22 protein-coding genes and 1 other annotated feature are annotated in these 24,967 nt (G+C 40.7%); of the genes, 2 read left to right on the top strand and 20 right to left on the bottom strand.

Going from position 1 to position 24,967, the window contains the following annotated elements; genetic code table 11:
* Positions 1 to 153: 153 nt before the first annotated feature.
* Both EDC44_RS00820 and hisB read right to left on the bottom strand, forming a co-directional pair.
* Positions 154 to 999: a DUF817 domain-containing protein gene (locus tag EDC44_RS00820; RefSeq protein WP_131974402.1), complete on the bottom strand. Its 846-nt coding sequence runs from the start codon at positions 997 to 999 to the stop codon at positions 154 to 156.
* Between the two features lie 150 nt (positions 1,000 to 1,149).
* Complete coding sequence (hisB, locus tag EDC44_RS00815) at positions 1,150 to 2,241, bottom strand: bifunctional histidinol-phosphatase/imidazoleglycerol-phosphate dehydratase HisB (RefSeq protein WP_131974401.1); 1,092 nt, start codon at positions 2,239 to 2,241, stop codon at positions 1,150 to 1,152.
* Positions 2,242 to 2,366: 125 nt separating this feature from the next.
* Here hisB and EDC44_RS00810 point away from each other — a divergent pair, with 125 nt between their 5' ends.
* Positions 2,367 to 2,699, top strand: a complete 333-nt coding sequence (locus EDC44_RS00810; protein ID WP_131974399.1) for a DMT family transporter — start codon at positions 2,367 to 2,369, stop codon at positions 2,697 to 2,699.
* Here EDC44_RS00810 and hisC read toward each other — a convergent pair.
* From hisC to hisG, 8 genes are all read right to left on the bottom strand, one after another.
* Entirely contained in the window at positions 2,683 to 3,738 is a 1,056-nt protein-coding gene (hisC, locus tag EDC44_RS00805; RefSeq protein WP_131974397.1) for a histidinol-phosphate transaminase, read from the bottom strand. The two genes, EDC44_RS00810 and hisC, sit on opposite strands and share 17 nt — an antisense overlap.
* 12 nt (positions 3,739 to 3,750) lie before the next feature.
* Complete coding sequence (locus EDC44_RS12920; protein ID WP_165870206.1) at positions 3,751 to 3,909, bottom strand: hypothetical protein; 159 nt, start codon at positions 3,907 to 3,909, stop codon at positions 3,751 to 3,753.
* 86 nt (positions 3,910 to 3,995) lie between these two features.
* Entirely contained in the window at positions 3,996 to 4,934 is a 939-nt protein-coding gene (locus EDC44_RS00800) for a virulence RhuM family protein/type II toxin-antitoxin system death-on-curing family toxin (protein ID WP_131974395.1), read from the bottom strand.
* Between the two features lie 33 nt (positions 4,935 to 4,967).
* Entirely contained in the window at positions 4,968 to 5,432 is a 465-nt protein-coding gene (locus EDC44_RS00795; RefSeq protein WP_131974393.1) for a hypothetical protein, read from the bottom strand.
* 1 nt (position 5,433) lies between these two features.
* Positions 5,434 to 6,720 carry a histidinol dehydrogenase gene (gene hisD / locus EDC44_RS00790; RefSeq protein WP_131974391.1) on the bottom strand — a complete coding sequence of 429 codons (1,287 nt, stop codon included), beginning with the start codon at positions 6,718 to 6,720 and terminating at the stop codon, positions 5,434 to 5,436.
* A 3-nt stretch (positions 6,721 to 6,723) separates the two neighbouring features.
* Positions 6,724 to 7,224, bottom strand: coding sequence for an SRPBCC family protein (locus EDC44_RS00785; RefSeq protein WP_243647866.1), 501 nt, complete (start codon positions 7,222 to 7,224; stop codon positions 6,724 to 6,726).
* A 13-nt stretch (positions 7,225 to 7,237) separates the two neighbouring features.
* Positions 7,238 to 7,483, bottom strand: coding sequence for a recombinase RecA (locus EDC44_RS00780; RefSeq protein ID WP_131974389.1), 246 nt, complete (start codon positions 7,481 to 7,483; stop codon positions 7,238 to 7,240).
* 135 nt (positions 7,484 to 7,618) lie between these two features.
* Positions 7,619 to 8,512, bottom strand: coding sequence for an ATP phosphoribosyltransferase (gene hisG / locus EDC44_RS00775; RefSeq protein ID WP_131974387.1), 894 nt, complete (start codon positions 8,510 to 8,512; stop codon positions 7,619 to 7,621).
* 36 nt (positions 8,513 to 8,548) lie between these two features.
* Positions 8,549 to 8,678, bottom strand: a sequence feature (His leader region).
* A 140-nt stretch (positions 8,679 to 8,818) separates the two neighbouring features.
* Here hisG and EDC44_RS13315 point away from each other — a divergent pair.
* Complete coding sequence (locus EDC44_RS13315) at positions 8,819 to 8,944, top strand: hypothetical protein (protein WP_279388358.1); 126 nt, start codon at positions 8,819 to 8,821, stop codon at positions 8,942 to 8,944.
* 85 nt (positions 8,945 to 9,029) lie between these two features.
* Here EDC44_RS13315 and EDC44_RS00770 read toward each other — a convergent pair whose 3' ends face one another.
* The 10 genes from EDC44_RS00770 to EDC44_RS00725 all read right to left on the bottom strand — a co-directional run bounded on the left by EDC44_RS00770 (position 9,030) and on the right by EDC44_RS00725 (position 24,938).
* Complete coding sequence (locus EDC44_RS00770; protein WP_131974385.1) at positions 9,030 to 10,043, bottom strand: hypothetical protein; 1,014 nt, start codon at positions 10,041 to 10,043, stop codon at positions 9,030 to 9,032.
* A gap of 9 nt (positions 10,044 to 10,052) precedes the next feature.
* Positions 10,053 to 13,013, bottom strand: a complete 2,961-nt coding sequence (locus EDC44_RS00765) for a toxin VasX (protein ID WP_131974383.1) — start codon at positions 13,011 to 13,013, stop codon at positions 10,053 to 10,055.
* A 4-nt stretch (positions 13,014 to 13,017) separates the two neighbouring features.
* Positions 13,018 to 14,424 (bottom strand): DUF4123 domain-containing protein, encoded by a 1,407-nt coding sequence (locus EDC44_RS00760; RefSeq protein ID WP_131974381.1) that lies wholly within the window; start codon positions 14,422 to 14,424, stop codon positions 13,018 to 13,020.
* Positions 14,425 to 14,753: 329 nt separating this feature from the next.
* Positions 14,754 to 15,746: a hypothetical protein gene (locus EDC44_RS00755; protein ID WP_131974379.1), complete on the bottom strand. Its 993-nt coding sequence runs from the start codon at positions 15,744 to 15,746 to the stop codon at positions 14,754 to 14,756.
* Between the two features lie 9 nt (positions 15,747 to 15,755).
* Positions 15,756 to 16,985, bottom strand: coding sequence for a hypothetical protein (locus EDC44_RS00750; RefSeq protein ID WP_131974377.1), 1,230 nt, complete (start codon positions 16,983 to 16,985; stop codon positions 15,756 to 15,758).
* 169 nt (positions 16,986 to 17,154) lie between these two features.
* Positions 17,155 to 18,132 carry a hypothetical protein gene (locus tag EDC44_RS00745; protein WP_131974375.1) on the bottom strand — a complete coding sequence of 326 codons (978 nt, stop codon included), beginning with the start codon at positions 18,130 to 18,132 and terminating at the stop codon, positions 17,155 to 17,157.
* Between the two features lie 14 nt (positions 18,133 to 18,146).
* Positions 18,147 to 19,646: a hypothetical protein gene (locus EDC44_RS00740; protein WP_131974373.1), complete on the bottom strand. Its 1,500-nt coding sequence runs from the start codon at positions 19,644 to 19,646 to the stop codon at positions 18,147 to 18,149.
* A 39-nt stretch (positions 19,647 to 19,685) separates the two neighbouring features.
* Positions 19,686 to 20,675, bottom strand: coding sequence for a hypothetical protein (locus EDC44_RS00735; RefSeq protein WP_131974371.1), 990 nt, complete (start codon positions 20,673 to 20,675; stop codon positions 19,686 to 19,688).
* Between the two features lie 9 nt (positions 20,676 to 20,684).
* The gene (locus tag EDC44_RS00730) at positions 20,685 to 23,537 is read right to left on the bottom strand and encodes a toxin VasX (RefSeq protein WP_131974369.1); all 2,853 of its coding nucleotides are present in this window, start codon (positions 23,535 to 23,537) and stop codon (positions 20,685 to 20,687) included.
* A 12-nt stretch (positions 23,538 to 23,549) separates the two neighbouring features.
* Positions 23,550 to 24,938 (bottom strand): DUF4123 domain-containing protein, encoded by a 1,389-nt coding sequence (locus EDC44_RS00725; RefSeq protein ID WP_131974367.1) that lies wholly within the window; start codon positions 24,936 to 24,938, stop codon positions 23,550 to 23,552.
* Positions 24,939 to 24,967 lie beyond the last annotated feature (29 nt).

Genomic DNA, 24,967 nt, shown 5'->3' with positions numbered 1-24,967 from the left:
TGACAGGTTTGCACAGCCTGTGTTGATGATGGTGATGTTTGACATATTAAGTCCTTATAAGAATTTGTCTTTTATAAAATAAGATTAAATTTTTACTTTATTTATATTAATGTAATTGTTATATCTCATTGATTTTTTTAAATTTTAAACTTTTTAATCTCTTGATATTTTAATTGTTTGTTTAATATGTTTTAGGTTTGCAACAAGGGTGAATGTCATAACAATTAATAATGACCAAGCCCCCCACTTACCTAAATGTACCGTAGCCCAAGCGCCCATTTGATGTGGATATTGCCAAATACCAATGAAGGTTCCTAGATTTTCAGCAACCCAGATAAAAAAACCAATTAATGCAAATGCCAGTAATAATGGCATTTTTAACTTGCGATCATAAGGGGTAAAATAAACTTGGGTTCGGGCGTATAACCCCATAGCAAAAGCAGCAAGATACCAGCGATAATCCCCAATATAATGATGTGTAAAAAAATTGAGATAAATTAACATAGCGGTTAAAGCGGATAACCAATAAGGAGGGTGACTTTTTATTTGTAAATTAAATAAGCGCCACGCCTGAATAATATAACTGCCTACGGCAGCATACATAAATCCGGTAAATAATGGTACGCCATCGATTTTAGTGTAAGCAAAATCCGGATATGCCCAAGATTGAATATGACTTGATGTTTTAAAATATTCTAATATAAAGCCGATTAAATGAAATAATGTGATTGCTTTGATTTCATCCAACGTTTCGAGTTTTGTCCAAAACATCAATGCCTGTGCAATAAGGGCAATAATGAGTAATACATCATAACGTGGAATACCGAATAGCCCGCTTCGGGGAATAATAAACATCGCAATAAAAAATAATCCGGCAAATAAACAGGCCCTCATTTCTTTTAAACCAAAGAATAAGAACTCTATGCAGAATCGATGAGCCCCTTTTAAATTTGGGTTTAACGGGTGATAAATTAATTTATTATCTATTTTATTTAGCATTTATAATTTCTATCCGGTTTTATTACGTTTTAACGAATATTAAATTTTTATCTGAAATTCTTATAAAATCCCACCGCACTTTTTACCCAGCACGCTAAACCGTGCCAGGTTACACATAATGTTATCACTTTGCGGCAATACAAGCGTAAATTACAACACCCCCTTACTACTCGGCAACGCTGTCCCTTCAATCTTAATCGCCTGCCGCAATGTCCGCCCAAACACTTTAAACAAACTTTCGATTTTGTGGTGGTCGTTGTCGCCTTTGGTTTTCAGGTGCAGGGTTGCCATTAGGGTGTAGGCGAGGGATTGGAAGAAATGCTCGGTCATCTCACAGCTGAAATCGCCGACTTTGTCCCGTTTAAATTTGGCTTTGAATTTGAAGTAGGGGCGTCCCGATAAGTCCATCGTGCATTCGGCTTTGCATTCGTCCATTGGCAGCACGAAGCCGAAGCGGGCGATGCCGCGTTTGTCACCCAACGCTTGTTTTAATGCGGTGCCAAGTGCCAGAGCGGTGTCTTCTACCGTGTGATGTTCGTCAATCCATAGGTCGCCTTTGCACGACACATTCATTCTAAACCCGCCGTGGGTGGCGATTTGGTCGAGCATATGGTCGAAAAAGCCCACGCCCGTGCTGATTTGGTTCACACCGGTTTCATCCAGCCAAACTTGCACCTTAATGTCGGTTTCTTTGGTTTTACGTTCAACTTCCGCATAGCGTGGTTCACGCTCACAAAGTGCGTTCGGTTTTGGCAGGATTTTTTCAACAATCAGATCCCAGTTGAGCTTTTCGGGGTGATATTGCAACGCTTGAATACCGAGATTATTCGCCAATTCCACATCGGTGGCACGGTCGCCGATCACAAAAGAGCGGTTAGGATCGAACAGGTTTTTGTCGATATATTTTTTCAGCAATGTCGTTTTCGGTTTACGGCAGTCGCAATGATCTTCAGGTTTGTGGGGGCAAATAAGGACGTCATCAAAATAGATCCCTTGCGAATTGAACAACGTCATCATCGCATTGTGCGGTTTGTCAAAATCCGCTTGCGGAAAAGAGGGTGTGCCAAGTCCGTCCTGATTGCTGACCATCACAAAACGATAATGATCTTTTAATTTTAACAAGGCGGGAATCACATTCGGCTCAAATTTGAGCTTTTCTAAACTGTCAATTTGAAAATCGGTTTTCGGCTCGTCAATTAACGTGCCATCTCGGTCGATAAATAAGGTTGGTTGTTGTGTCATTTTTTTATTCCTTATGTGGTTAAATTTTATTAAAGCTGCTCACATAAATTTTAAAAATACAAGACTACCCAAAAAATGAGTTTTCACTATAATGCCCACTCTTTTACTTTTACGAGGACATTTTTATGAATGCTTGGATTTTATTATTTATTTCAATCACCGCCGAAGTGGTTGGCACAAACGCTTTAAAATTAAGCGAGGGATTTTCTCGCCCATTGCCAACGGTTGTTGCTGTTGTCACTTTTGGTTTGGCACTTTACTTGGTGTCAATTGTATTTAAAAGTTTACCGATCGGCTTAGTTTATGCGATTTGGTCCGGTTCAGGTATCGTACTCACCGCCGTTGTCGCATTCTTTTTATTTGGTCAAAAGCCCGATTTTGCAGGCTTTATCGGAATGGCGATGATTTTGGGCGGTGTATTAGTGATTAATCTCTTTTCATCTAACTCTGCACATTGATTGCTTGTATAACTCGTTGATTTTCTTCAAATGTGCCAATCGTGATCCGCACACAATCCGTCAAACCAAGAGCGGTGTGCTGATTACGCAAAATAACCCCCTGCTCCCACAATCTTTGAAAGACTTTCTGTCCGTCTTTAAACTTCACCAACAGATAATTAGCTTCACTCGGGTAAACCTGCTCAGTAAGCGGTAGGTTTTCCAGATTTTTTTGCAAATCAGTACGGTTTGCCAACACTTCTGCCACACGGGCTTGCATTGCCGTAATCCCTACAGGCTGTAAAGCTTGGGCAGCGATGTCAGATACCGGCACAGGCAGCGGATAAGGGGCGATCACTTTCTGCAAAATGCCGATCAGTTCAGGGTTGGCAAGGGTAAAACCACAGCGAAGACCTGCAAGGGCAAAGGCTTTGGAGAGCGTGCGGATAATCGCCAAATGCGGGAAGTTGGCAAGCTCGGGCACCATTGTCGCTTCGGGGCAAAATTCGATATAGGCTTCATCGACCACCACAATGGCACGTCCCGCAGTGAGTTGCAATAATTCTAGCAAATCCGACCGCTTGATCAGATTGCCCGTCGGGTTGTTCGGGCTGCAGACAAACACTACTTTCACACCATCCAAATTTTCCCGAATCGCAGGCAGGTTAAGCTGAAAATCGGTGGTTAACGGTACGGTTTTGGTCGCAATGCCGCAGGTTTCGCTACTGACTGCATACATTCCATAGGTCGGCGGGCAGTAAAGCACGCTGTCGGTTGACTCGCAGAAAGCACGGATAATCAACTCGATACTTTCATCGCCGCCCCGACTGACTAAGACATTTTCGGGCTGAACATTGGCATAACGGGCATAACCCTCAATCACCGCCTGCGGCTGCGGTTCGGGATAGCGGTTAAAGGTACGATTGGTTAAATTAAAATCCGGCGAAGTCGGGTATTCATTCGCATTCAGCCACACATCGCCGTTGCCGCCCAATTTACGAGCGGATTGATAAGGGGTAAGGGCTTGGATGTTTTTTCTTGAGAGTTGTGAAATTTGCATAATGTTTCCTTATTAATTCGGGGATCTTGCCCCCTCACAAGTTTGAGTTTGAGCGTTATAACTGCCCCCTAAATCCAAACAAATGTCTTTGGCGAGAAATTCTTGAATTATAGGTCTCGCTAACAGCACCAGTAATAAAATCGCCACTAAAATATAAATGGGTTTTCGCATGATGTTCCCTTAACTTTTGAATATTTTTCTAACCGCACTTATGCTTTTTTTAACATATGCATAACTAATCGGATAAGCGTCTCTTTTTACTTAGGATCGGATTCGGCAACCAAGAGTGTCAAAGCCGCCAAGCCGGTATCATTTATCACAGGTTGGTTATCCTCATTAAATAGTCGCCCGTTGCGATGCAGAAAATCAACAAACAAAAATGCCCCACTGCGTTTATTGCCATCTGAAAATGGGTGATTTTTGACGATAAAATAAAGCAAATGAGCAGCTTTGGCTTCAATGCTAGGGTAAGCAGGTTCGCCAAATACCGTTTGTTCCAAATTGCCAAGAATCGCTGCCAACCCTTCTTGCCGTTCAAGCCCAAAGAGCTCGGAAGCCTCACCGCGTTTGATTAATTGCTGCTTGAAATTCCGTAACGTTGTTCGGGCTTCCTGTACTGTTGGCAATGCGCCGCCCTGTTGTGTTGGCGGCTCGCTCAGCAACCCTTCGTCATACTGTTGCAACCATAAAAACGTTTGAGCATAACGGCTGACAATATCCACCAACCCTCGACCACTCGCTAACGTTAATTCCGATGATTGAGCCGTTTTCTGAATTAACGCAAGCGCCTGTTCCAACTCTACCGCGTTTTGTTGTAGGCGTTTCTGATTCAAGCTATAACCTTTAATCAAAAATTCTTTCAAACGAGCGGTTGCCCAACGACGAAAAGCAACGCCTTGTTGAGATTTAACACGATAACCGACAGAAATAATCATATCTAAATCATAGTGTTCAATTTCACGATTAACCTGCCTTTTACCTTCTTGTCGAACTATCCGGAAATTCCGGATAGTTGAATGTTGTTCCAATTCTCCCTCATCAAAAACATTTTTTATATGTTCATTAATTGTACGAACATCTTTTCCAAATAAAGTAGCCATTTGAGCCTGTGAAAGCCAAACAGTTTCGTTTTCAAACCGCACTTCGACTTGGGTTTGTCCATCTTGTGTTTGGTAAATTTGAATAGGGTTTTGCATAGTATCTTCCTTAACTTTATTATTCTCTATCAATTACGGTAAGGCTCTTTTTATAAACGCTCGAATTACTAGCGAATAAATGCCAATGGGTATGGCAAAATGAAACAGCAAAAGCATATAGACATTTAAAATACCTAGTTCCATAGGTTTATTATAAATATATTGCTCTATTGATGCGGCAATAAAATAAACTGCACTATTACTTATCAAAGGTAAAAATAATAAAATCTTACTATTTTCTTTTTTTGCCTTAAATATAAAACAATATAGCATAACGCTAATAAACCCTAGTTCACCAATCAATGAAAGAAACCACGAATAGCCATTTAACTCTTTTGGAAACTGTTTATCTGTAAAACCGTTTTCAGTTGGAATAATTGCCGTATAAAAAGGATCTTGAAGAAGAAAAACAATTATTCCAACCAATAACGGCAGTGAAGAAATCAAAGTTCCATATAAGCCAAAATATTTAGCGACTTTCTTATATGGATAATTCATTTTAGTCCCTTTTAGCTAATCTAACCGCCACCGCTTGTTTATGAGCCTCTAATTGCTCCGCCGCCGCCATTTGCATTACGGTGTCGGCGAGATTGCGGAAGCCTTGTAGGGTAAGTTCTTGCACGGTCATTCGTTTGCTGAAATCTGCCAAGCCTAAACTAGAAGTGGTACGGGTGTAACCGTAAGTTGGTAGCACGTGGTTAGTGCCGCTGGCGTAGTCGCCCATACTTTCGGGGGAGTACGCACCAAGAAAAATCGAGCCGGCGTTATCTAAAAACGGGAGCAAATTGCGAGCATTTTCCACTTGCACAATAAGGTGTTCAGGCGCATATCCGTTACTGATTTCAACACATTGTTGCAAATCGTCAGCAATAATAGTGCGGCTGTGGCTAAGAGCCTTACGGGCAGTTTCGGCACGTGGCAATGTAGCCAGTTGTTGCTCAATAGAAAGTGCGGTCTGTTTCGCTAAGGTTTCGCTCGGGGTAACTAAAATCACTTGACTATCCGCACCATGTTCTGCTTGAGAAAGCAGATCGCTTGCCACAAAATCGGGATCGGCAAATTCATCGGCAATCACTAACACTTCCGAAGGCCCGGCAGGCATATCAATGGCTGCGCCGTCAAACCGTTGACTGACTTGGCGTTTAGCTTCGGTCACATAAGCATTGCCCGGCCCGAAAATTTTATCGACTTTGGCGACCGTCTCCGTGCCAAACGCCATTGCTGCAATCGCCTGTGCGCCCCCAATGCTGTAAATGGTTTCCACGCCACAAAGTTGGGCGGTGTAGAGAATTTCATCGGCAATCGGCGGTGGCGTGCAAAGCACAATTTTGCGGCAACCTGCAATCTTGGCAGGCACAGCGAGCATCAACACCGTGGAAAATAACGGCGCAGAACCACCGGGAATATACAAACCCACCGCGTTAATCGCACGGTTCAGCACTTGGCAACGCACGCCAGCTTGGGTTTCAATATCGACCGTTTGGGGCTTTTGTGCCTCGTGAAAGGCGGTGATGTTGGCTTTGGCATTTTGAATGGCGGTTTTGAGTTCGGGCGCAACCCGTTCGCACGCCGCCACTATCTGCTCACGAGAGACGGCAAGACCGGTCAATTCCGTTTTATCGAATTGGGCGGTGAGGGCAAAAAGCGCGTTGTCGCCCTCACCTTTCACCAAATCTAAGATATTTTCCACCGCACTTTTCAGCTCGTTTGACGCGGAAATCGTAGGGCGTGCCAATGCCGCTTGTTTTTCGGCAGAAGTCAAGGTGTTCCAATTTAGGGTTTGCATCATTTATTCCTTTTCTAATTTCGTTCTTAATTCGTTTTCGTAGATCTGCATCATTTTATCCAAATCCATAAAAAAATAGCCCACCGCACGCATAAAAGGATTGTTAAATCTGATGGATTCGGTTGCTTCAAAGACGGTTTGCTCTGTGCCGAGCTGCGTTAATGTTGCCGACCATTCCCCTTGAAAATAGCGGTGCGACATTTCAAAAGCATAAAACTCAAAGGGGCGTTTTTCTTTGGTTTTAAAAAGAATTTGGACATTGTTTGTGGTTTCGCGCCAAACTTCATCACCGCCGTTTTGGGATAAAATTTCCAAATTATCCAGCGAAGTTCGATATGCCCAATCCTGATTATTGGTTATCGTGTTATAGACGGTTTCGATATTTGCCTGATAAACGGTTTTCCGACTCACCATAAGGGTTTCAGGCAATGCCAGCCCGATAAGATAAATCGCAAGCCCGATAATCCCTAAAATCGATAGGAAATAAGCGACTATTTTCATCATCAGCTGCTCCGAACTACTTATTTTCCGATTGTGTTTTTGCCCACGTAATCGCGGTTTCAATCGCTTTACGTGCCTGCGGACTGTTTCGCCAACAAGTGGAGCCCGTAATGTCCGCACCGAGTTGTAAAATGAAATCAGCATTGGCTTCGGCGAGTTTTTCGACACTATCAAATCCCATCTCTTGCAAGCGTTTGATCACGGTTTCGCCGATACCTTTTTGGGCAAGCAGTGACTTTCTTTGCGTTTCGCTAAATGACATCGTCTTCTCCTCTGCCACCTAGTCTGTGGCTGTTGATAGTCTTGTTGACAAGCGGTCAGATTTCATTAATTTTTTACAAAATGAACGGAAAAACGACCGCACTTTTAATATGGGCAGAATGCTCCTGCCAATGATTTACTCCATCATCTTCTCAATCGGTAACACGAGAATGGAACTTGCGCCTGCCTCTTTCAGCTGTTCCATCGTTTCCCAAAACAGATTTTCTTGGCTGACGACGTGCATCGCTACACGGCTGCTGTCGCTCGCCAACGGGAGAATGGTCGGATTTTCCACACCGGGCAACAATGACGTGATGTCGACGAGACGATCTTTCGGAGCATGAAGCATAATGTATTTAGATTCAGCGGCTTGTTGCACGCCTTGAATGCGGGTCAGCAGTTTATCGACAAGAGCTTGTTTTTCGGCACAAAGTGCTTCTTGGCGTTGAATCAAACAGGCTTTGGAGCGATAAATGACTTCCACTTCTTTTAAACCGTTAGCTTCCAGCGTTGCGCCCGATGAAACTAAATCACAAATCGCATCGGCTAAACCGGCAGAAGGAGCAACTTCTACAGAACCGTTGAGTAAGGTGCTTTTGAACGATACGCCTTTTTCATTCATATAGCGTTTGAGTAGATTCGGATAACTGGTTGCAATACGTGAATTCACAAAGTCTTGCACACCGCTATAAGTACGATCACGATCAATCGCTAACGATAAACGGCAACCGCCGAAATCCAGTGTACGTAATTTTTTATATTCGACCTGCTCACCTCTAGCGAGACGACCAAGTTCTTCCTCTTCCAATACGTTTTCACCAATAACGCCGAGATCTACCACGCCTTCAAAAACCAAGCCCGGAATATCGTCATCGCGTACACGCAGAATTTCAATCGGCATATTTTCCGAATAAGCAATTAAACGTTGTTCGTTCCAGTTGATTTTTACTCCGCATTGGCTAAGCAATTCGCTACAATCTTTACTTAAACGGCCTTTCTTTTGCAGAGCAATTCTTAAACGATTTGTCATTGTGTTCTTCCTTATTTTTAATTATAAATTTGTTGTATAAAAAAACCTCTCGAAATTGCTTCCGAGAGGTTTGTTATTTTGGCTATCTATCGCACTCACTCGCTCGGAAGTCTTATCTTCCGAACACACCAAATGCCCGAAAGACAATCAGGGATGGTGATGATGGTGAGAAGTGCGGTATAAATTCATATCGTTTTTCCTGTTAATTTTGAAGTGGTTTCAAAATACCGAATATTGTGTGCCTTTGCAAGTGTTTTTTAAAAAAATTTTAAATAAAATATGATCTGCCCCCCAAAAGTTGGACAAATGAACCAACAGATTAAAATGCAGCTCACAACATCAAACAAAGCAAAAACCGACCGCACTTTTCTGCTTCAATCAGATATTCGCCGGCTCTGCAAAGCTGTATTTGGTTACAATCAGTCCCGCTGAGTCTGTAAAAAATGGCAAAATTTCCTATAAATCCCACCGTTTGTTATACTGTTCCCTCAAAAGTGCGGTCGGTTTTTCAAGAATTTTATTCAACTTCTTTTTGGTAAATTATTGAAGTGTCGATTTCATACCAATCATCATTTACATTATTTTTTAGCCCTTCCATTGCGGCTAACTGATTTCGCTCAGCCTGCCAAATTTCAATTTCTTCACGTTGTAATACTTTTTTAAGTTCGGGGGTTTTTGCCCATTGTTGTTTAAATTCATCAATAACCTGCTCTGTGGTGGTTTTATTAAAACGTGCAAAATCAAATAAAGTAAAGAGGTTGCAAAAGGCAATGCAAGGCTTTGTCCAAGGGAAGCGGTAACGTTTACCGATATAATTTAAAAATTCCGGATTTTCTTCCTTAAAATAAGCTCGAGCCGCTTTAATTATATGCATACTATGTTCCGGCGAAGGGGACGGATACACACCGATAAACACACCGGCAAAAATAAATAAAGGCGATTTTTTACTTACCGTAAACATGGCAAAACGATCATAGGGAACATAAGCAATTGGATCACCATTTTCAGGCACATCAAACACATCATTACCAAAAAAAATATTACGAACAACAATAACGCGATGTTTTCGGTTAAGAATTACACCTTGGTTTCTTGGGAAGAAGAATAAAAATAATAATGGAATTATCCATAGGAAATATGAAAGAAAGATAAATTTATATTTAAAAATTCTTTTATTATACCCTTCCTTGTACTCTTCATAAGACTCTATAGGGTCATTGGGAAAGGAATAAGTTGGCGATGTAACGGTCATCAAATAATCATCATACATCGGTTTAACTTGCCTATCTGGCATATATCCCCATTCAAAGTCTTTCTTCATGGAATAATAGAAATCAATTATCGGTGAAAAAAATGGTTTTTGATACCGCCCATTCGTATAAAGGCAAATAAATAATATGATTGTAATAACAAACGCTCGGAATATCCCTCTAAAAACCGCATCAGGAAAGGATGTTCTAATTTCAATTTCATCCTCACTATTCTTTTTAAATGAATAACCTAAATTTTTATAAATTTTTTCTAATTTCATTTAATCTTCCTAAAATATTAATGGCGTAAGTTCTGATGATATAAATTTATCAGTACCGTTATAACGTGGTATTGCGACTTTAATATCTATTCTAAAAATATCTTCATCATCCATGGCAATACTTTCTTTCGTTGGTGAAATAAAAGATAGGATACCGCCTGAAAAGCGTATTGCACGCCATTTACCATGAAATTGAATGGTGGCCTCACCTTCTATGATATTTACTGTTCTATGCTGAGTTTCAGGGTGAACAACCCCCAGTTTTTCAATATAAAGTTGCAACATTTCAATTTTAATTTCACTTGGTTTAGTATTGCTTGTAATATTCGGGTGTTTAACCACAATTTGGTGTTTATTTGTTGCACTAATATCAAAAACACCAGAAAAAGCGAAGAAGCGTTGCATTTCTAATTCAAAAAAAGATAATGCAGCATTTTTTGTTGATCCAGTAAGAAAACTACTATCAAATTGTTTTTGGAATTCTGAAATCTTTTGCCTATTCTTTGTCCACTCATACCCTTCTTTAGCTTCCCCCCAATATTCATCACTATTCCCCCAAAACCCATTCTCAATCCATAGTTCCATATCCTCTTTTTTCAACAAAGATAACGTAAACCCTAATACGGCCAATGCCAAACCGATATAAGGGATTTTTGAACCATGTGCTAGTAAAAAACGAGCTGCCATGCGTGCCACGGGTGTTTTGCCAGCTGCAAGATAAGTTGCGGATGTGCCTATTGCAGGCTTACCAAGCGAACCGATTGCCACACCACTTCCGCGAGAAATCGCGCCCCAAAAATCAATATCATCCCCTTTATATTTTGCTTCAACTGCCAGCCCCACTTCAATTAACACCCAAACCCCGGTTATTGCCGTTTCAAAATTTAATAACCCCGCCCGTGCAGCAAGCCAAGCGCTATTGAACATTTTACCCGTTCTGGCATTAATCGCTCTTAATTGCGGTTTACCATTTATCGTTCTGATATCAAGTTGTAGCGTTGATTTCAGTGTTTCGGATCTTGGCACAATATATTCAGAAAGTGCGGTAATCGTATTTAAGGTTGGATCATTCGCCACTCGCCCTGCATAGGTACTTGATGTTTGATTAGACCAATAACCTAACAACACACTCAGATTTAAAAAATGTGCTGCCCCCGATAATCTTGCGGCTGATGTGCGAAATAGGTTATAACTTTCATCATAAATGACTAATTTTGTGGTTTTCGTTCGATGAATGATTGGATCTTGATAAGGAACGCCATTGCCCAAGTCAATTTTATTGGCTTGAGAAGTATAAGCGGTTTTTATGTTAAAGGTTTCATTGGTAATGCCTTTTTTTCGATAAATCGTTTCAATTTTTTTGATGATTTCTGTTTCTTGAATGGTAAGTACCTCGCCTTTGCCCGCCCTAATTCGGCTCGCTTGCACTTCAGTTACAATGGTTGTAATGAATTTATCATAAGCGTAAACATTTAATGCACTGAGATCTATGCCTTGAGAAAGCCAATCAACGAATTTTTGCAGTTCTAAAAGCCGCGGCATAATGCTCTCTGCCAGTGATTGCATTGCCGTTTTATCGCCATCATTTAAGAACGGTGTTTCATTATTATCAATTAGCTGACTAAATGCGTAAATGAGTGCTTTTCTTCCTTGTGGCGTTGAATTCATTCCCCAATATAATGCTTGTGCATAAAGAAAATAAGCATTAGCTACGGCAGCACTGTTCGTGCTTTTCGCTAACTCAACTAAACTTTTTAAGCGAAGTTCGTTGGTGGGAAGTTTCATAAAATTAATTTGTGCATAGGTTAAATTATGCAAAATATCGTTATGAAATAATGGAATATTCGCTAATTTATTGATTAAATTAATGCCGTCTATTTTAGGCAAATCAAAGTCGGCTTTAAGTTGGTTTACAATGTCTATGCCCGCATTTTCTTGGATGTGCTCTTCAGCCAGAATATGACTTAAATCCTGATAAACCTCTTTTAATGTGGTGGATACTGAATGATATGGATTTGCATGCCTGCGAATTAGTTTTAATTCTTTCTCATTTTTCTTAGCGCATATTTGTTTAGCATACGCGTCGATAAATTGTGCCGTGGTAATTGAATAGCTGTATTTCTGAAATAAAGCCTGATACTCATCCATTAGGTTTTGTTTAAATGCCACAAGATCTCTTGCCATGCCAATATGATCATAGAGTGCGACAATCGCACCTTTAGTTTGTTCACAAGGCACTGAAATATCAATATCAGGACTGACAATTGGTGTAAAAATCTCATAGTTGAAATTCTCATTTTCTTGGAGATATTTTTCAGTTGGCGCAAAATCGGTGACTAAATTTTTCAGATTGGATGCCGTTAATTCCGTTACATGACCCCGCATCGATTTGATTTCTAAATATTGCATCCAATGAGAACGGATCTCCTCATCAATCGCGAGCTTATCTAATAATTCTAATGGTAACTCAAAATCGGAGTAGGCAATATAAATGCTTTCTAATTCATTATTTATTTCAATATACGGTTTTTCACTACCACTTAACGACCATTCGTTATAAATGTTTTCACCGTGGCAAATGTATTGTTTAAATTTATAATTTGTTGGAAGGCTGCCCAAATGCGTATCAATGGCATCAATTTCAGGTGAACGATATCGGTACACATACCAACACCAGCCGCTTTTTTCCGAATTGGCCGTCACTTTAATGCCTTGCCCTCTGCCGTCCAATGCAAATATATAAATAAATCCGTCACGTAGACGGCGTAATTCGTAATTTGCTTTATCAATATGCGGCAAAAAACGGTTATTTTTCATTGAATGCAATCCCGTTTTATTGAATGCATAACGCACAGGATAAAGATGATATCCTTTTTGACAGTATGCAATAGGATCATCAACGGATTCCCGTTGTGGGGCTGCATATACTTTATTTGAATTTATCGCGGATGTTTTTGTTGTATTACTCATTTATCTATCCTTTTATTCCTTCAACTAATCGATCCCACAAGGCTTGTGTTCTTTTTGTAATATCGCTAATTTGAGAGACTAATTGCATTTCCAATTCATCAAAATTAATGCCCCGCTGTACCGCACTTTGTTTAGCGGCTGCATATTGCATAACCGAAATTTTATCGTTATAACCTTTGTTTCTTGCTTCATCGAGATAACGTTCAAATTGTGATTGGCTATGTTCTGAAACAATAGAAGGATACGTTTGCATAATATAGCCTGTCAATTCTTCTTTGGTTCTTAACCATTTTTGCTCTTTAAACCCGTCAATCTCCCAATTAGTCAACATAATCGGTGCAGGCAATATATCTTCAGGCAAGGCGTTGAGCTGATAATAATAAAAACTGTCATCATAACCTGAACCAAAGGCATGAATAATGCGTTCGTCATAACCGAAAAACTTGCTTAATTTTTCAGGGCTGTTTGCGATGATATTGAGATAATTACGCAAAACTTTCGGGTCATAAAAACGGAAGAAAAACCATTTGCCGCTTTCGTCTTTCAATATGGGAAATTTACGCAGATGATTGAACACGGTATCAAAATCATGGCGGGAATGGATAAAAATACCTAAATTTTCATGCCAGTTTAATGTGGTCATGGCATTTTTATCATGGAACAGTCCCATCAGTTCACTTTCTATTCGATAATCGGGATAAGGATGGACTTCGATTAAATAAGGTGCGACACCTTTGGTTTCTTCACCAAATTTGCCTTTAAATAAACTCTCGGAGCGGCATTCAAATTCTTCGGGATGAAGCAACGGATGCTTATTGGCATCTAAGATAAAATAACATTTTAACGGCGGTAAATTTTCACCAAAAAGTGCGGTGTCTTTTTCCGTTGTTTTCGGGTCGGTTACAGGAGGCGGGAAAGTCGGTTGTTGCCATTGTTCCCAACCACGCTGCATCACGTCGGGAGGAATCGGTAAATCCGGAAAAAGTAATTTCGCAATTTCGTCAGGGGCAAATAATTTCGGGTGTCGCCCGAATTGGCGGTCAAGCAATTCAACCGGGTGGATTTGATGACGAAGCAGGTAATCGGTTTCCATTTCTGTCGGCGCTTTATTTACTGAACCGCCTAATTCAATAATCCGCACTTCACCTCGCTGCCCCCCTTTTGTTTCATAAACCAGCCACGTCATTCCGTGCCGTTGAATAAAAACCTCCGCCGGTAATGCTGATAATGTGGGGCGAAAAGCCGATTTTGTCGCAGCGGAGTGATGTATTAAATCATCAAATTCCGCTTTATTTTCAACAAAAGCCAACACCGCAACCGGCTTTTCGGTTTCGTCCGCTTCAAAATTATTGTCATTATTGGTTTGCGGTTCAATTCGATATTGTCCAAGTTGGATCCAAAGAAATGCCATATCTGCTCCTGTAATAAAAACTCAACCCCATTTAATCGCAAATTTAAGTTTTAATGTATTAATTTAAAATACTTGAAAGGGTTATTCTTCCAATAGAACGTTATCCCATTACGGTTCACTTTTTCACTAAAAGTGCGGTAAGAATTTGAAAATTTTTATTCCACTACATTGTTTTTTATCAATTGTTTTCCCGCTGCTTATAATGCCTGAAAAGTACGCGATTATGTAGCACATGCACGCACAAAGCAGAAATATTATGGTTCGGTGGAGCGGCACGTAGTACGTTCCTACAATTTATCGAAAAAGTGCGGTCGGTTTTCGGCAAGTTTTTACCATGGGCGATTATCCAATCCTTTTTCTGCATGCTCTTGATTAATGATTGATTGTGCCTGTTTAATATCGTTAAAGTAGTTTTGTTTTTTTTCGATAGTTTGTCTGTTCCATTGTTTAATCGCGGCATCAATTTCCCTTTCGGCTTTTTTACGTCTAAACGGTATCGGAATGGCAAATGCGTTACAGCAGGCTATGCGCAACCGTCCGCCCCAGACTTTGTAGCGGTTGCCGATATGTTGTAAAAATTCCGGCTCTTCCTCAGTTAAATAGGCACGAACGGCATCGACAATTTCTTGGGTTTGGGTTTGATTGACACTCGGGTAGACACCGATATTGTGCAGTGTGTCCCGGTTATTGTACTTATCATAAATCGCAACGCTTAAGGAAAAATATTCGCCCCAACCGAAAGGGTATATTCCGCAGCAGGAATAAGTCACTCCGCCTAGCGGGTCGCCCTTCTTCGGCACAAAGGCAACGCTGTATTTGCCGTCAATCAGCCGTGCGTAAATAATGCGTTTTTTGCGGTTTACCCGAATACCACGTGCTCGCGGCAGGCAAAGTAAGATAAATAAACAAGGGATCCAGATAAAATGGAAATAGGCTCGAAAGCGTTCAATTTTTCTTTTTTGTAGATAATTTTTTTTGAATTCATCATAAGATATAGGTGTTTCAGTCAAATTATATTTTTTTATCATTTCAGGGTTGGTTATAAATTCTAAATCTTCCATATATGCTTGTTTTAATATCTTATCTGGATTAAAACTCCATATAAGATCATTTTTAATTGTTTTAATTTCAAAGTAGAAAGGATAACGGGCATAATTGGCATTTATTGTTGTACTGACACAAAATAACCCGATAAAAAATACCCGAATCAAACCTCGAATATAGCCGTCCGCAATGGCATGGCGAATTTCGATTTCATCTTCACCGCATTTGCGAATGGAAAAGCGTAAATTGCGATATCTCTCTGTATTTGTATTATTCATAAATTTTCCTTAGGTTATCTTGATGACTTGTAACTTGGAATAAAAACGTTTATCGGAGTGCTGATAATCCGCCATCGATATTGCTATCCGCATTTCTTTTACTTCATTTTCCGGAATACTGTCGGAGATATTTTCATCATCATAGGTGTTAACACGCACGTTTAGCGGAAAACTAAAATGCAGCACGGCACGCCCTTCCTTAAGGTATTCTACGCTAAATACCGGGTTATCACAGCGCCAATAGGTATTGACGATAAGTGTGCTAATTCGAATTGTTTGTGCCATAGCGGGATTCATCAAGGAAGAATGTTCCACTAAAATACTGTTCGACTCATATTTAGATAACTTGATTGGTTCTTTAAATTGGAAATAACGTTGCATTTCAATGGTGTATTTTTCAAAGATCGTTTCAGCGTTTATTTCTAATTTACGCTCACCATTATCTAATTGTTCATAAATTAGTTTACTATCCTTCCATTGCTCCTCAAATGATTTTTCTCTTTTGATAGTCCACTCATACCCTTCTTCAGCCTCTCCCCAGTAATTTGTACTCGTTCCCCAAAATCCATTTTCAATCCAAGCCTCCATCTCTTTTTGGCTGAAAAAGCCCATGACGACACCTGCCACTAAGGCAATGGCACCTACCAACAGCATCCCCTGTAACCCCAAGACCGCTAAATTTGCCAGCACGCCATTATGGGCAAACAAACCCAACGCCCCGTATGCCGTGCCAACACTCACCCCGCCAAAACTACGTAACAATGCCGCATTGGCGCCGATTTTATCGCCCCGATAGCGGCTTTCCGTATAAACGCCGTATTCCACTAAGCCTGAGAATAAAGTTAAGCCCGAATTGGCATTTAATAACGCCGCTTTGACTTGGGTAAATAGTGAAATCTGTGGAGGCATTTTAGGCGTTTGACTAAAGAAACGGTAAATCAACGCTTTGCTGCTGCGGTTCCGTTTGATGTCTGCAACATTAATCAATTCGTCTTTTGCCTGCAGCATGGCTTTTTCTATCCCGCCTGCCGGCACTTGATGACCGGCAAACATCATTATCGTTGCCAGGAGTGGGTCGTTAGCAAACTGCCCTTCCCATGTTTTATACTTTTTCTTATCCGAAAACAGTCCGATAACCGCCTCATAACTTAATAACTTCGCCAGTCCGCCACTAAGATAAAACGGTCGGTAATTCGGTTCCAGATAGTGAACCTGCAATTGATATTTTTTATAGTGCATATCGCTATTCGGCAGCACTATTGTACCAGTCCCCCTCGAAACCACCTCCTTGGTCAGAGGATTGACTTCAAACACCCGTCGCCATAACACTTGAAAGGATTATTCTTCCAATAGAACTCCCATTACGTTTCACTTTTTCACTAAAAGTGCGGTAAGAATTTGAAAATTTTTATTCCACCACATTATTTTTTCCTTGCAGTTCAATCACCTGATTGATATGTTCTTGATTTTGGTGTATTTCATTGAACCACATTGTTTTTTTATCAATGGTTTGTCGCTTCCATTTCTTTAAGGCGTTATCCACGGCTTGTTCCGCCTTTTTACGACGAAACGGAATGCCCCACGTGAAAGCATTGCAAAAGATAATGCCTAAATCGCCGCCCCAAACTTTATATCGGCTGCCGATATGGTTTAAAAACGCCGGTTCATCTTCCGTTAAGTAAGCCCGAATGGCACGGATAATTTCGGCGTTATGTTCGGCATTCGGTGTGGGGTAAACCCCAAAGCTCGCACCGGACACCCGTTGTGTTTCAAAATCTTTAAATCTGATTCCTAAAGAAAAAAAATGACCGCTACCAAAGGCATATTCACCAAATAGACTATAATTTAATCCCATTAACGGATCGCCGTTTTTCGGCACAAACGCCACGGAATAATAATTATCCAGTGCTTTACGGTAAATTACCCGTTTTTTGCGGTTAATCCGCAAGCCGCGAGCTCGGGGTAAGCATAATAAAAAAAGCAAAAATAAAGGCCAAATAAAGTGGAAATAGGCCCACATTCGTTGTCCTTTTGCCCTTTCAATATAAGGTTTCCGATATTCTTCATAAGACTCCAGTTTTTCATTTGGATATTCTTTAATAAACTCTGGATCTTGGTAAAGTTTTAAATATCTTTGATAATTAGGTCGTATATATTTATCCGGTTCAAATAAAGCATCCAGATCCCGCTGAATATCTTCTGCCATATATTGAAAAGGTAAAACTCCATGTTTTAGATCCATAAATGAACCAACGATTAAAATACCGATAAATAAAGCTCGAATAAATCCGCGTATATAACCGTCATACATTGAATGTCTGATTTCTATTTCATCATCACTACATTTCCGAATTGAAAACCTAAGTGTTCTGTATTTTTTTGTCATATTTATCCTTATGATTAAAATTTAATTGTTTCTGTTCCTGAAAAATGCCCATTTGAGCCTTGATAATCCGGTAGTGATACGGTAATTCTCATATCTTGGATATCTGTATCGATAAACCGTTCGTCTTGATAAATACCAAATTTCCCTGAATTTATTACTGTGACCGGATACTCTTCCGGATAAGTTAATATGACTTGAGATTGTGCTAAGTTAATTGTTTTTTCGGGTTGGATTCTGCATTCCCAAAGCCCTTTATTAAAATATAGGCTTTTAACTATTAATCCGGCTGCCACTTGCGCATCATTTAGCGACGGATGCGAAACAACAATATGATGTTTATCTAATGCGGTTATTTTCATTTTTGATGCAAATTGGAAATAACGCTGCATTTCGATTGTATATTTATAATAAATATCTTTTGGATTAATGAATAAAACATTATTTTCAATTAGATTAAAACTAAAACGGGCTGTATTTATTTGAACTAAAAATTTTTCTTCTCTTTTTTCTCCTTTCCATTCATACCCTTTATCAGGTTCCCCCCAATAATTTTTACTATTCCCCCAAAAACCATTTCGGATCCAGATTTCAATTTCTTTTTCACTTAATAAGCCCATTATTAACCCGACTACCAAGGCGATACCACCAATACACATACCGGTTGTTGCCGCCGTAACAGCAAGCCCCGTAATACCGTCCGCTGCAAGCATCCCCAAAATGCCCAATGAAGCATCAAAGGTTAATCCGCCAAACCCCCGCAGCATCGCTGCCTGCTGACCTATCCGGTCATCTTTATAATTCGATTCCGACCAAATACCAAACTCCACTAACGCTGAAAATAAGGATAATGCCGTATTACCACTGATTACCGTTCGTTTGATATTCGCAATATTCAATCCAAAAATTTTTGCTTCATTATTATTCTTGGAGAGTAACGAAATCAGTGTCTTTTTCATCTCCGCTCTATGACTCAGGCGTTCTTCGACTACAACCGCCGATTTTGCCTCTTCAATATATTGTTCCAATCGGCTCGGCGGGGCGTGTTGTCCCGCAATCATGGATAGGATACCGACAAACGGATCGTTCGTAAAACGTGCGGGGAGCGTTTTGCTCTGTGCCGTACCACTAAAAATTTTAACTGCCGCTTCATAACTTAAAATATGGTCTAAGCCGCCCAATATATGAAACAATTTGTAATTAGGTTCAATTAATTGCGTTTTTAAAACATATTTTCCACGCTGTAATGCTTCCGATGACGGAATCACGAACTCACTTTGTGCTTTAGCAACGATATTTTTTGTGATGGGATTGACTTCATAAATCTGCCGCCATAAAAAAAGATTCTGTTTTGGATTTGCTCTTACCACCCCGCGGGCATTTTTTTCAATCACCATATGCTTAGGAATGATTATTTCCGCCATCAGGTCAAAGGTTGCCATTCTAAAGTGTTGATTTTTAGCCACTTTAAGTAACGCGCTGACACCTTTAGACATTGTTGATAAGGAATTAATCAATAACATGCCTTAAAAGTGCGGTCGGTTTTCGGCAAGTTTTTACCATGGGCGGTTATCCAATCCTTTTTCTGCATGCTCTTGATTAATGATTGATTGTGCCTGTTTAATGTCGTTAAAGTAGTTTTGTTTTTTTTCGATAGTTTGTCTGTTCCATTGTTTAATGGCGGCATCAATTTCCCTTTCGGCTTTTTTACGGTTAAAGGGTATCGGAATGGCAAATGCGTTACAGCAGGCTATGCGCAAGCGTCCGCCCCAGACTTTGTAGCGATTGCCGATATGTTGTAAAAATTCCGGTTCGTCTTCGGTTAAATAGGCACGAACGGCATCGATAATTTCTTGGGTTTGGGTTTGATTGACACTCGGGTAGACACCGATATTGTGCAGTGTGTCCCGGTTATTGTACTTATCATAAATCGCAACGCTTAAGGAAAAATATTCGCCCCAACCGAAAGGGTATATCCCGCAGCAGGAATAAGTCAGTCCACCTAGCGGGTCGCCCTTCTTCGGCACAAAGGCAACGCTGTATTTGCCGTCAATCAGCCGTGCGTAAATAATGCGTTTTTTGCGGTTTACCCGAATACCACGCGCTCGCGGCAGGCAAAGTAAGATAAATAAGAAAGGGAGCCAGATAAAATGGAAATAGGCGCGGATTCTGTTCCATTTTTTATCTTTTATATAAAGCTCTTTGTATTCACTATAAGCCATGATCTTTTCATTTGGATATTTCTTAATAAAATCAGGGTCATTAATTACTTCTAAATAATCTTTGTATAAGGGTTCTGTTTTTATATCTGGATTAAAAGTCCATATCCAATCTCTCTTTATAGCATTAATTTCATTATAGAAAGGATAATTACCATACTCCGCATTTATCGTGGTACTGACACAAAATAATCCAATAAAAAATACCCGAATCAAACCTCGAATATAGCCGTCTGCAATGGCATGGCGAATTTCGATTTCATCTTCACCGCATTTGCGAATGGAAAAGCGTAAATTGCGATATCTCTCTGTATTTGTATTATTCATAAATTTTCCTTAGGTTATCTTGATGACTTGTAACTTGGAATAAAAACGTTTATCGGAGTGCTGATAATCCGCCATAGATATTGCTATCCGCATTTCTTTTACTTCATTTTCCGGAATACTGTCGGAGATATTCTCATCATCATGGGTGTTAACACGCACATTAAGCGGAAAACTAAAATGCAGCACGGCACGCCCTTCCTTAAGGTATTCTACGCTAAATACCGGGTTATCACAGCGCCAATAGGTATTAACGATAAGTGTACTAATTCGAATTGTTTGCGCCATAGCGGGATTCATCAAGGAAGAATGTTCCACCAAAATACTGTTTGACTCATATTTAGATAGCTTGATCGGTTCTTTAAATTGGAAATAACGTTGCATTTCAATGGTGTATTTTTCAAAGATCGTTTCAGCGTTTATTTCTAATTCACGCTCACCATTATTTAATGATCTATATACTAATTCACTTTTTTTAAGTTGATTTTTAAAGAGTTTTTCTCGTTCTGCATTCCATTCATACCCTCCTTTAGCCTCGCCCCAATACATCTCACTCGTCCCCCAAAACCCATTCTCAATCCAAGCCTCCATTTCTTTTTGGCTGAAAAAGCCCATGACGACACCTGCCACTAAGGCAATGGCACCTACCAACAGCATCCCCTGTAACCCTAAGACCGCTAAATTTGCCAGCACGCCATTATGGGCAAACAAACCCAGCGCCCCGTATGCCGTGCCAACACTCACCCCGCCAAAACCACGTAACAATGCCGCATTGGCGCCGATTTTATCGCCCCGATAGCGGCTTTCCGTATAAACACCGTATTCCACTAAACCTGAGAATAAGGTTAAGCCCGAATTGGCATTTAATAACGCCGCTTTGATTTGGGTAAATATTGAAATCTGTGGAGGCATTTTAGGCGTTTGACTAAAGAAACGGTAAATCAACGCTTTGCTGCTGCGGTTCCGTTTGATGTCTGCGATGTTAATCAATTCGTCTTTTGCCTGCAGCATGGCTTTTTCTATCCCGCCTGCCGGCGCTTGATGACCGGCAAACATCATTATCGTTGCCAGGAGTGGGTCGTTAGCAAACTGCCCTTCCCATGTTTTATACTTTTTCTTATCCGAAAACAGTCCGATAACCGCCTCATAACTTAATAACTTCGCCAGTCCGCCACTAAGATAAAACGGTCGGTAATTCGGTTCCAGATAGTGAACCTGCAATTGATATTTTTTATAGTGCATATCGCTATTCGGCAGCACTATTGTACCAGTCCCCCTCGAAACCACCTCCTTGGTCAGAGGATTGACTTCAAACACCCGTCGCCATAGTACATAATCCGGTCTCCCTTTAGCCGATTTTTTATTGCTCAATTTTGCTGCCAAACGGCTTGGAATCAGGACTTCGGTAAATAAATCGTAGGTGATGATTTTAAACGCGTCGTTTTTTGCCACGGTTTCCAATGCCGGCAGCACTTTCCCTATTGCCGAAAGATGTTGGCGCAATGTGGCGACGGTTTGACTACCCTTGCGCTGTGCGGTTTCCGGCATGTCCTCGTAATAGGCTTCCGTTAAGGCGTTATACCCATAAGGCGAAACGTCTATACCGGCATATAAACCGTGATGATATAAACACCAGCATTCCGCCGCCCGAACCGCTTGTGGATTTTGCATAAAAATCGCCGCCAGGCTATCAAATAGCGTACGATGTTTATCCACAAAATCAACCTGTACGTCCACCACTTTTTTAAAATGCCTGCCGTATAACCCCGTGATATTTGCCATCTTTTCAATGGCATTGATACCCGGAATATCCTGCTCTAACTGCAATTCCGTTTTTAAGGCGGCAAATATTTCGTTATGACTGTGTTCGGTTAAATGTTGAGGATGAATAAATTTACGCAATGATTGGTAAGACTGTTCCAAACTCATCCGTGTCACCTCCGGCGGCGCTAATCCCCAGTGCGACAATTTTTCCCATCCTGACGCATTATCAATGCGTTTTTTGGTTTCCTGATAGGTGTGTTCAATATGCTCTTGCTGCACATAGGCTTTAATTATCTGTGCCGTTGTAATGGCGTATTCATATTTATCCAGAAGTTTTTCGCGTTCAACGGACAAATAAGTATGAAAAGCGGCCAAATCCCGTGCCGTACCGACAGGATCTTCCACTGCAACTATATAGCCTTTATCCGTTATCGGAATACCTAACTTTACGCGCAATCGACCAACCGCCGTAAAACGGAATTTATTTTCCTCATGACTATCATAATAAGGTTCGTCAGGATGAAAATCCCGTACCAGTTCCGTGAGTTCTGTTAATTTCGCCACACTGCCTTCCATAGGCGATAGCTTAACACTGCGCAACCAAGTTCCCTTCGCTGTCTCGCCGCTCGCCAGCGCTTTTAATAATTCCGCCGGCAGTAACATATCGCTATAAAAAATATCAAACTGCGTAATTATGCGAGGCAGGCTGATATAAGGCTTTACAAGGGCTTTTTTATGCACCAGGTTCGGTTCAATGCTGTTATCATGAAAAAACAATTGTTCAAATTGATAGGCATAATTCGCCTCATTTCCCTCGATTTCAGGTGAATAATAGCGATAGGCAAATAAGTGTTTATCCCCCATAAAACAGCTTTCGTCACCATCTTCCGCCACATCAAACGCCAATATATAAATATAGCCGCTGCGCAAGCGGCGTAATTCGTAATCGTTGCCTGCCTGCGGCAAACCTTGAGGCGTGATAAGCGGTGTTGTTGAGTCTGCAATTGCTTTTAACCGGTTCGTAGTTAATGCAAGTCTTACCGGATAAATATGCGTGTATTCTTCACAACGTTTAATTACATTTACGGGAGAATCTGCCATTATTTTTTCCTATTATTTCAATTTATGCCACAATTGAGCGATTAAGGTATCATCGGCTTGTTTTTGTACCAAATTCAGTGAGGTTAAATCAATCCCTTTGCGGGCGGCCAACATTTTTATTAACGCATAGCGAATAATTGATTTACGGCTTTCATAACCTTTTTTCACCGCTTCATCCAAATCATTTAATAAGTTGGTTTGTTCTTGTTCTGTCGGTGCATAATAATAATTTTTCAATATTTCATCAAACAAAGATTGATGGTGCGCTTGCCATTTCCGCTCGGCGAATCCTTCTCTCTCCCAATTTGTCAATACTATCGGCGCCGGGATGGTGTCTTCAGGCAATGCGTTGAGCTGATAATAATAAAAACTATCATCATAACCTGAACCAAAGGCATGAATAATGCGTTCGTCATAGCCGAAAAACTTGCTTAATTTTTCAGGACTGTTTGCGATGATATTAAGATAATTACGCAAGACTTTCGGGTCATAAAAACGGAAGAAAAACCATTTGCCGCTTTCGTCTTTCAATATGGGAAATTTACGCAGATGATTAAATACCGTATCAAAATCATGGCGGGAATGGATAAAAATACCTAAATTTTCATGCCAATTCAGTTTCGTTATGGCATTTTTATCATGGAACAAGCCCATCAGTTCACTTTCAATCCGATAATCGGGATAAGGATGGACTTCGATTAAATAAGGTGCGACTCCTTTGGTTTCTTCACCAAATTTGCCTTTAAATAAACTCTCGGAACGACATTCAAATTCTTCGGGATGAAGCAACGGATGCTTATTGGCATCTAAGATAAAATAACATTTTAGCGGCGGTAAATTTTCACCAAAAAGTGCGGTGTCTTTTTCCGTTGTTTTCGGGTCGGTTACAGGAGGCGGGAAAACAGGTTGTTGCCATTGTTCCCAATTGCGTTGCATCACGTCGGGAGGAATCGGTAAATCCGGAAAAAGTAATTTCGCAATTTCGTCAGGGGCAAATAATTTCGGGTGTCGCCCGAATTGGCGGTCAAGCAATTTGACCGGGTGGATTTGATGACGAAGCAGGTAATCGGTTTCCATCACCATCGGTTTTGTCGAAAACACCTCGCCCATTTCCACCAACCGCACTTCGTCAGGCTGCATTCGGCGTGCATAGTACAATAAATCAAGCATACCGTGCCGTTGAAAAAAGGTTTCGGCAGGCAATGCCGCCAATGTGGGGCGAAAGGATTGATTTAGCAGCACATCGGATTTCGCCACCCGTCGTTCAAAGTCGGCTTTATTATCGGCAAAAGCAAGCAATGCTGCCTGTATATCCGTTTCCACCGGCTCAAACCGTTCATTTTGATTTTCTCGCTGCTGTATTAGACGACACTGTCCGAGTTGGATCCAAAGGGATGACATATTATCTCCTATAACAAGAACGCAATACC

The organism is Cricetibacter osteomyelitidis, assembly GCF_004340985.1.
Taxonomy (GTDB): Bacteria; Pseudomonadota; Gammaproteobacteria; order Enterobacterales; family Pasteurellaceae; genus Cricetibacter; species Cricetibacter osteomyelitidis.
Note: the sequence above shows the minus strand (reverse complement) of the source record. Positions and strands in the feature narration are given on the sequence as shown.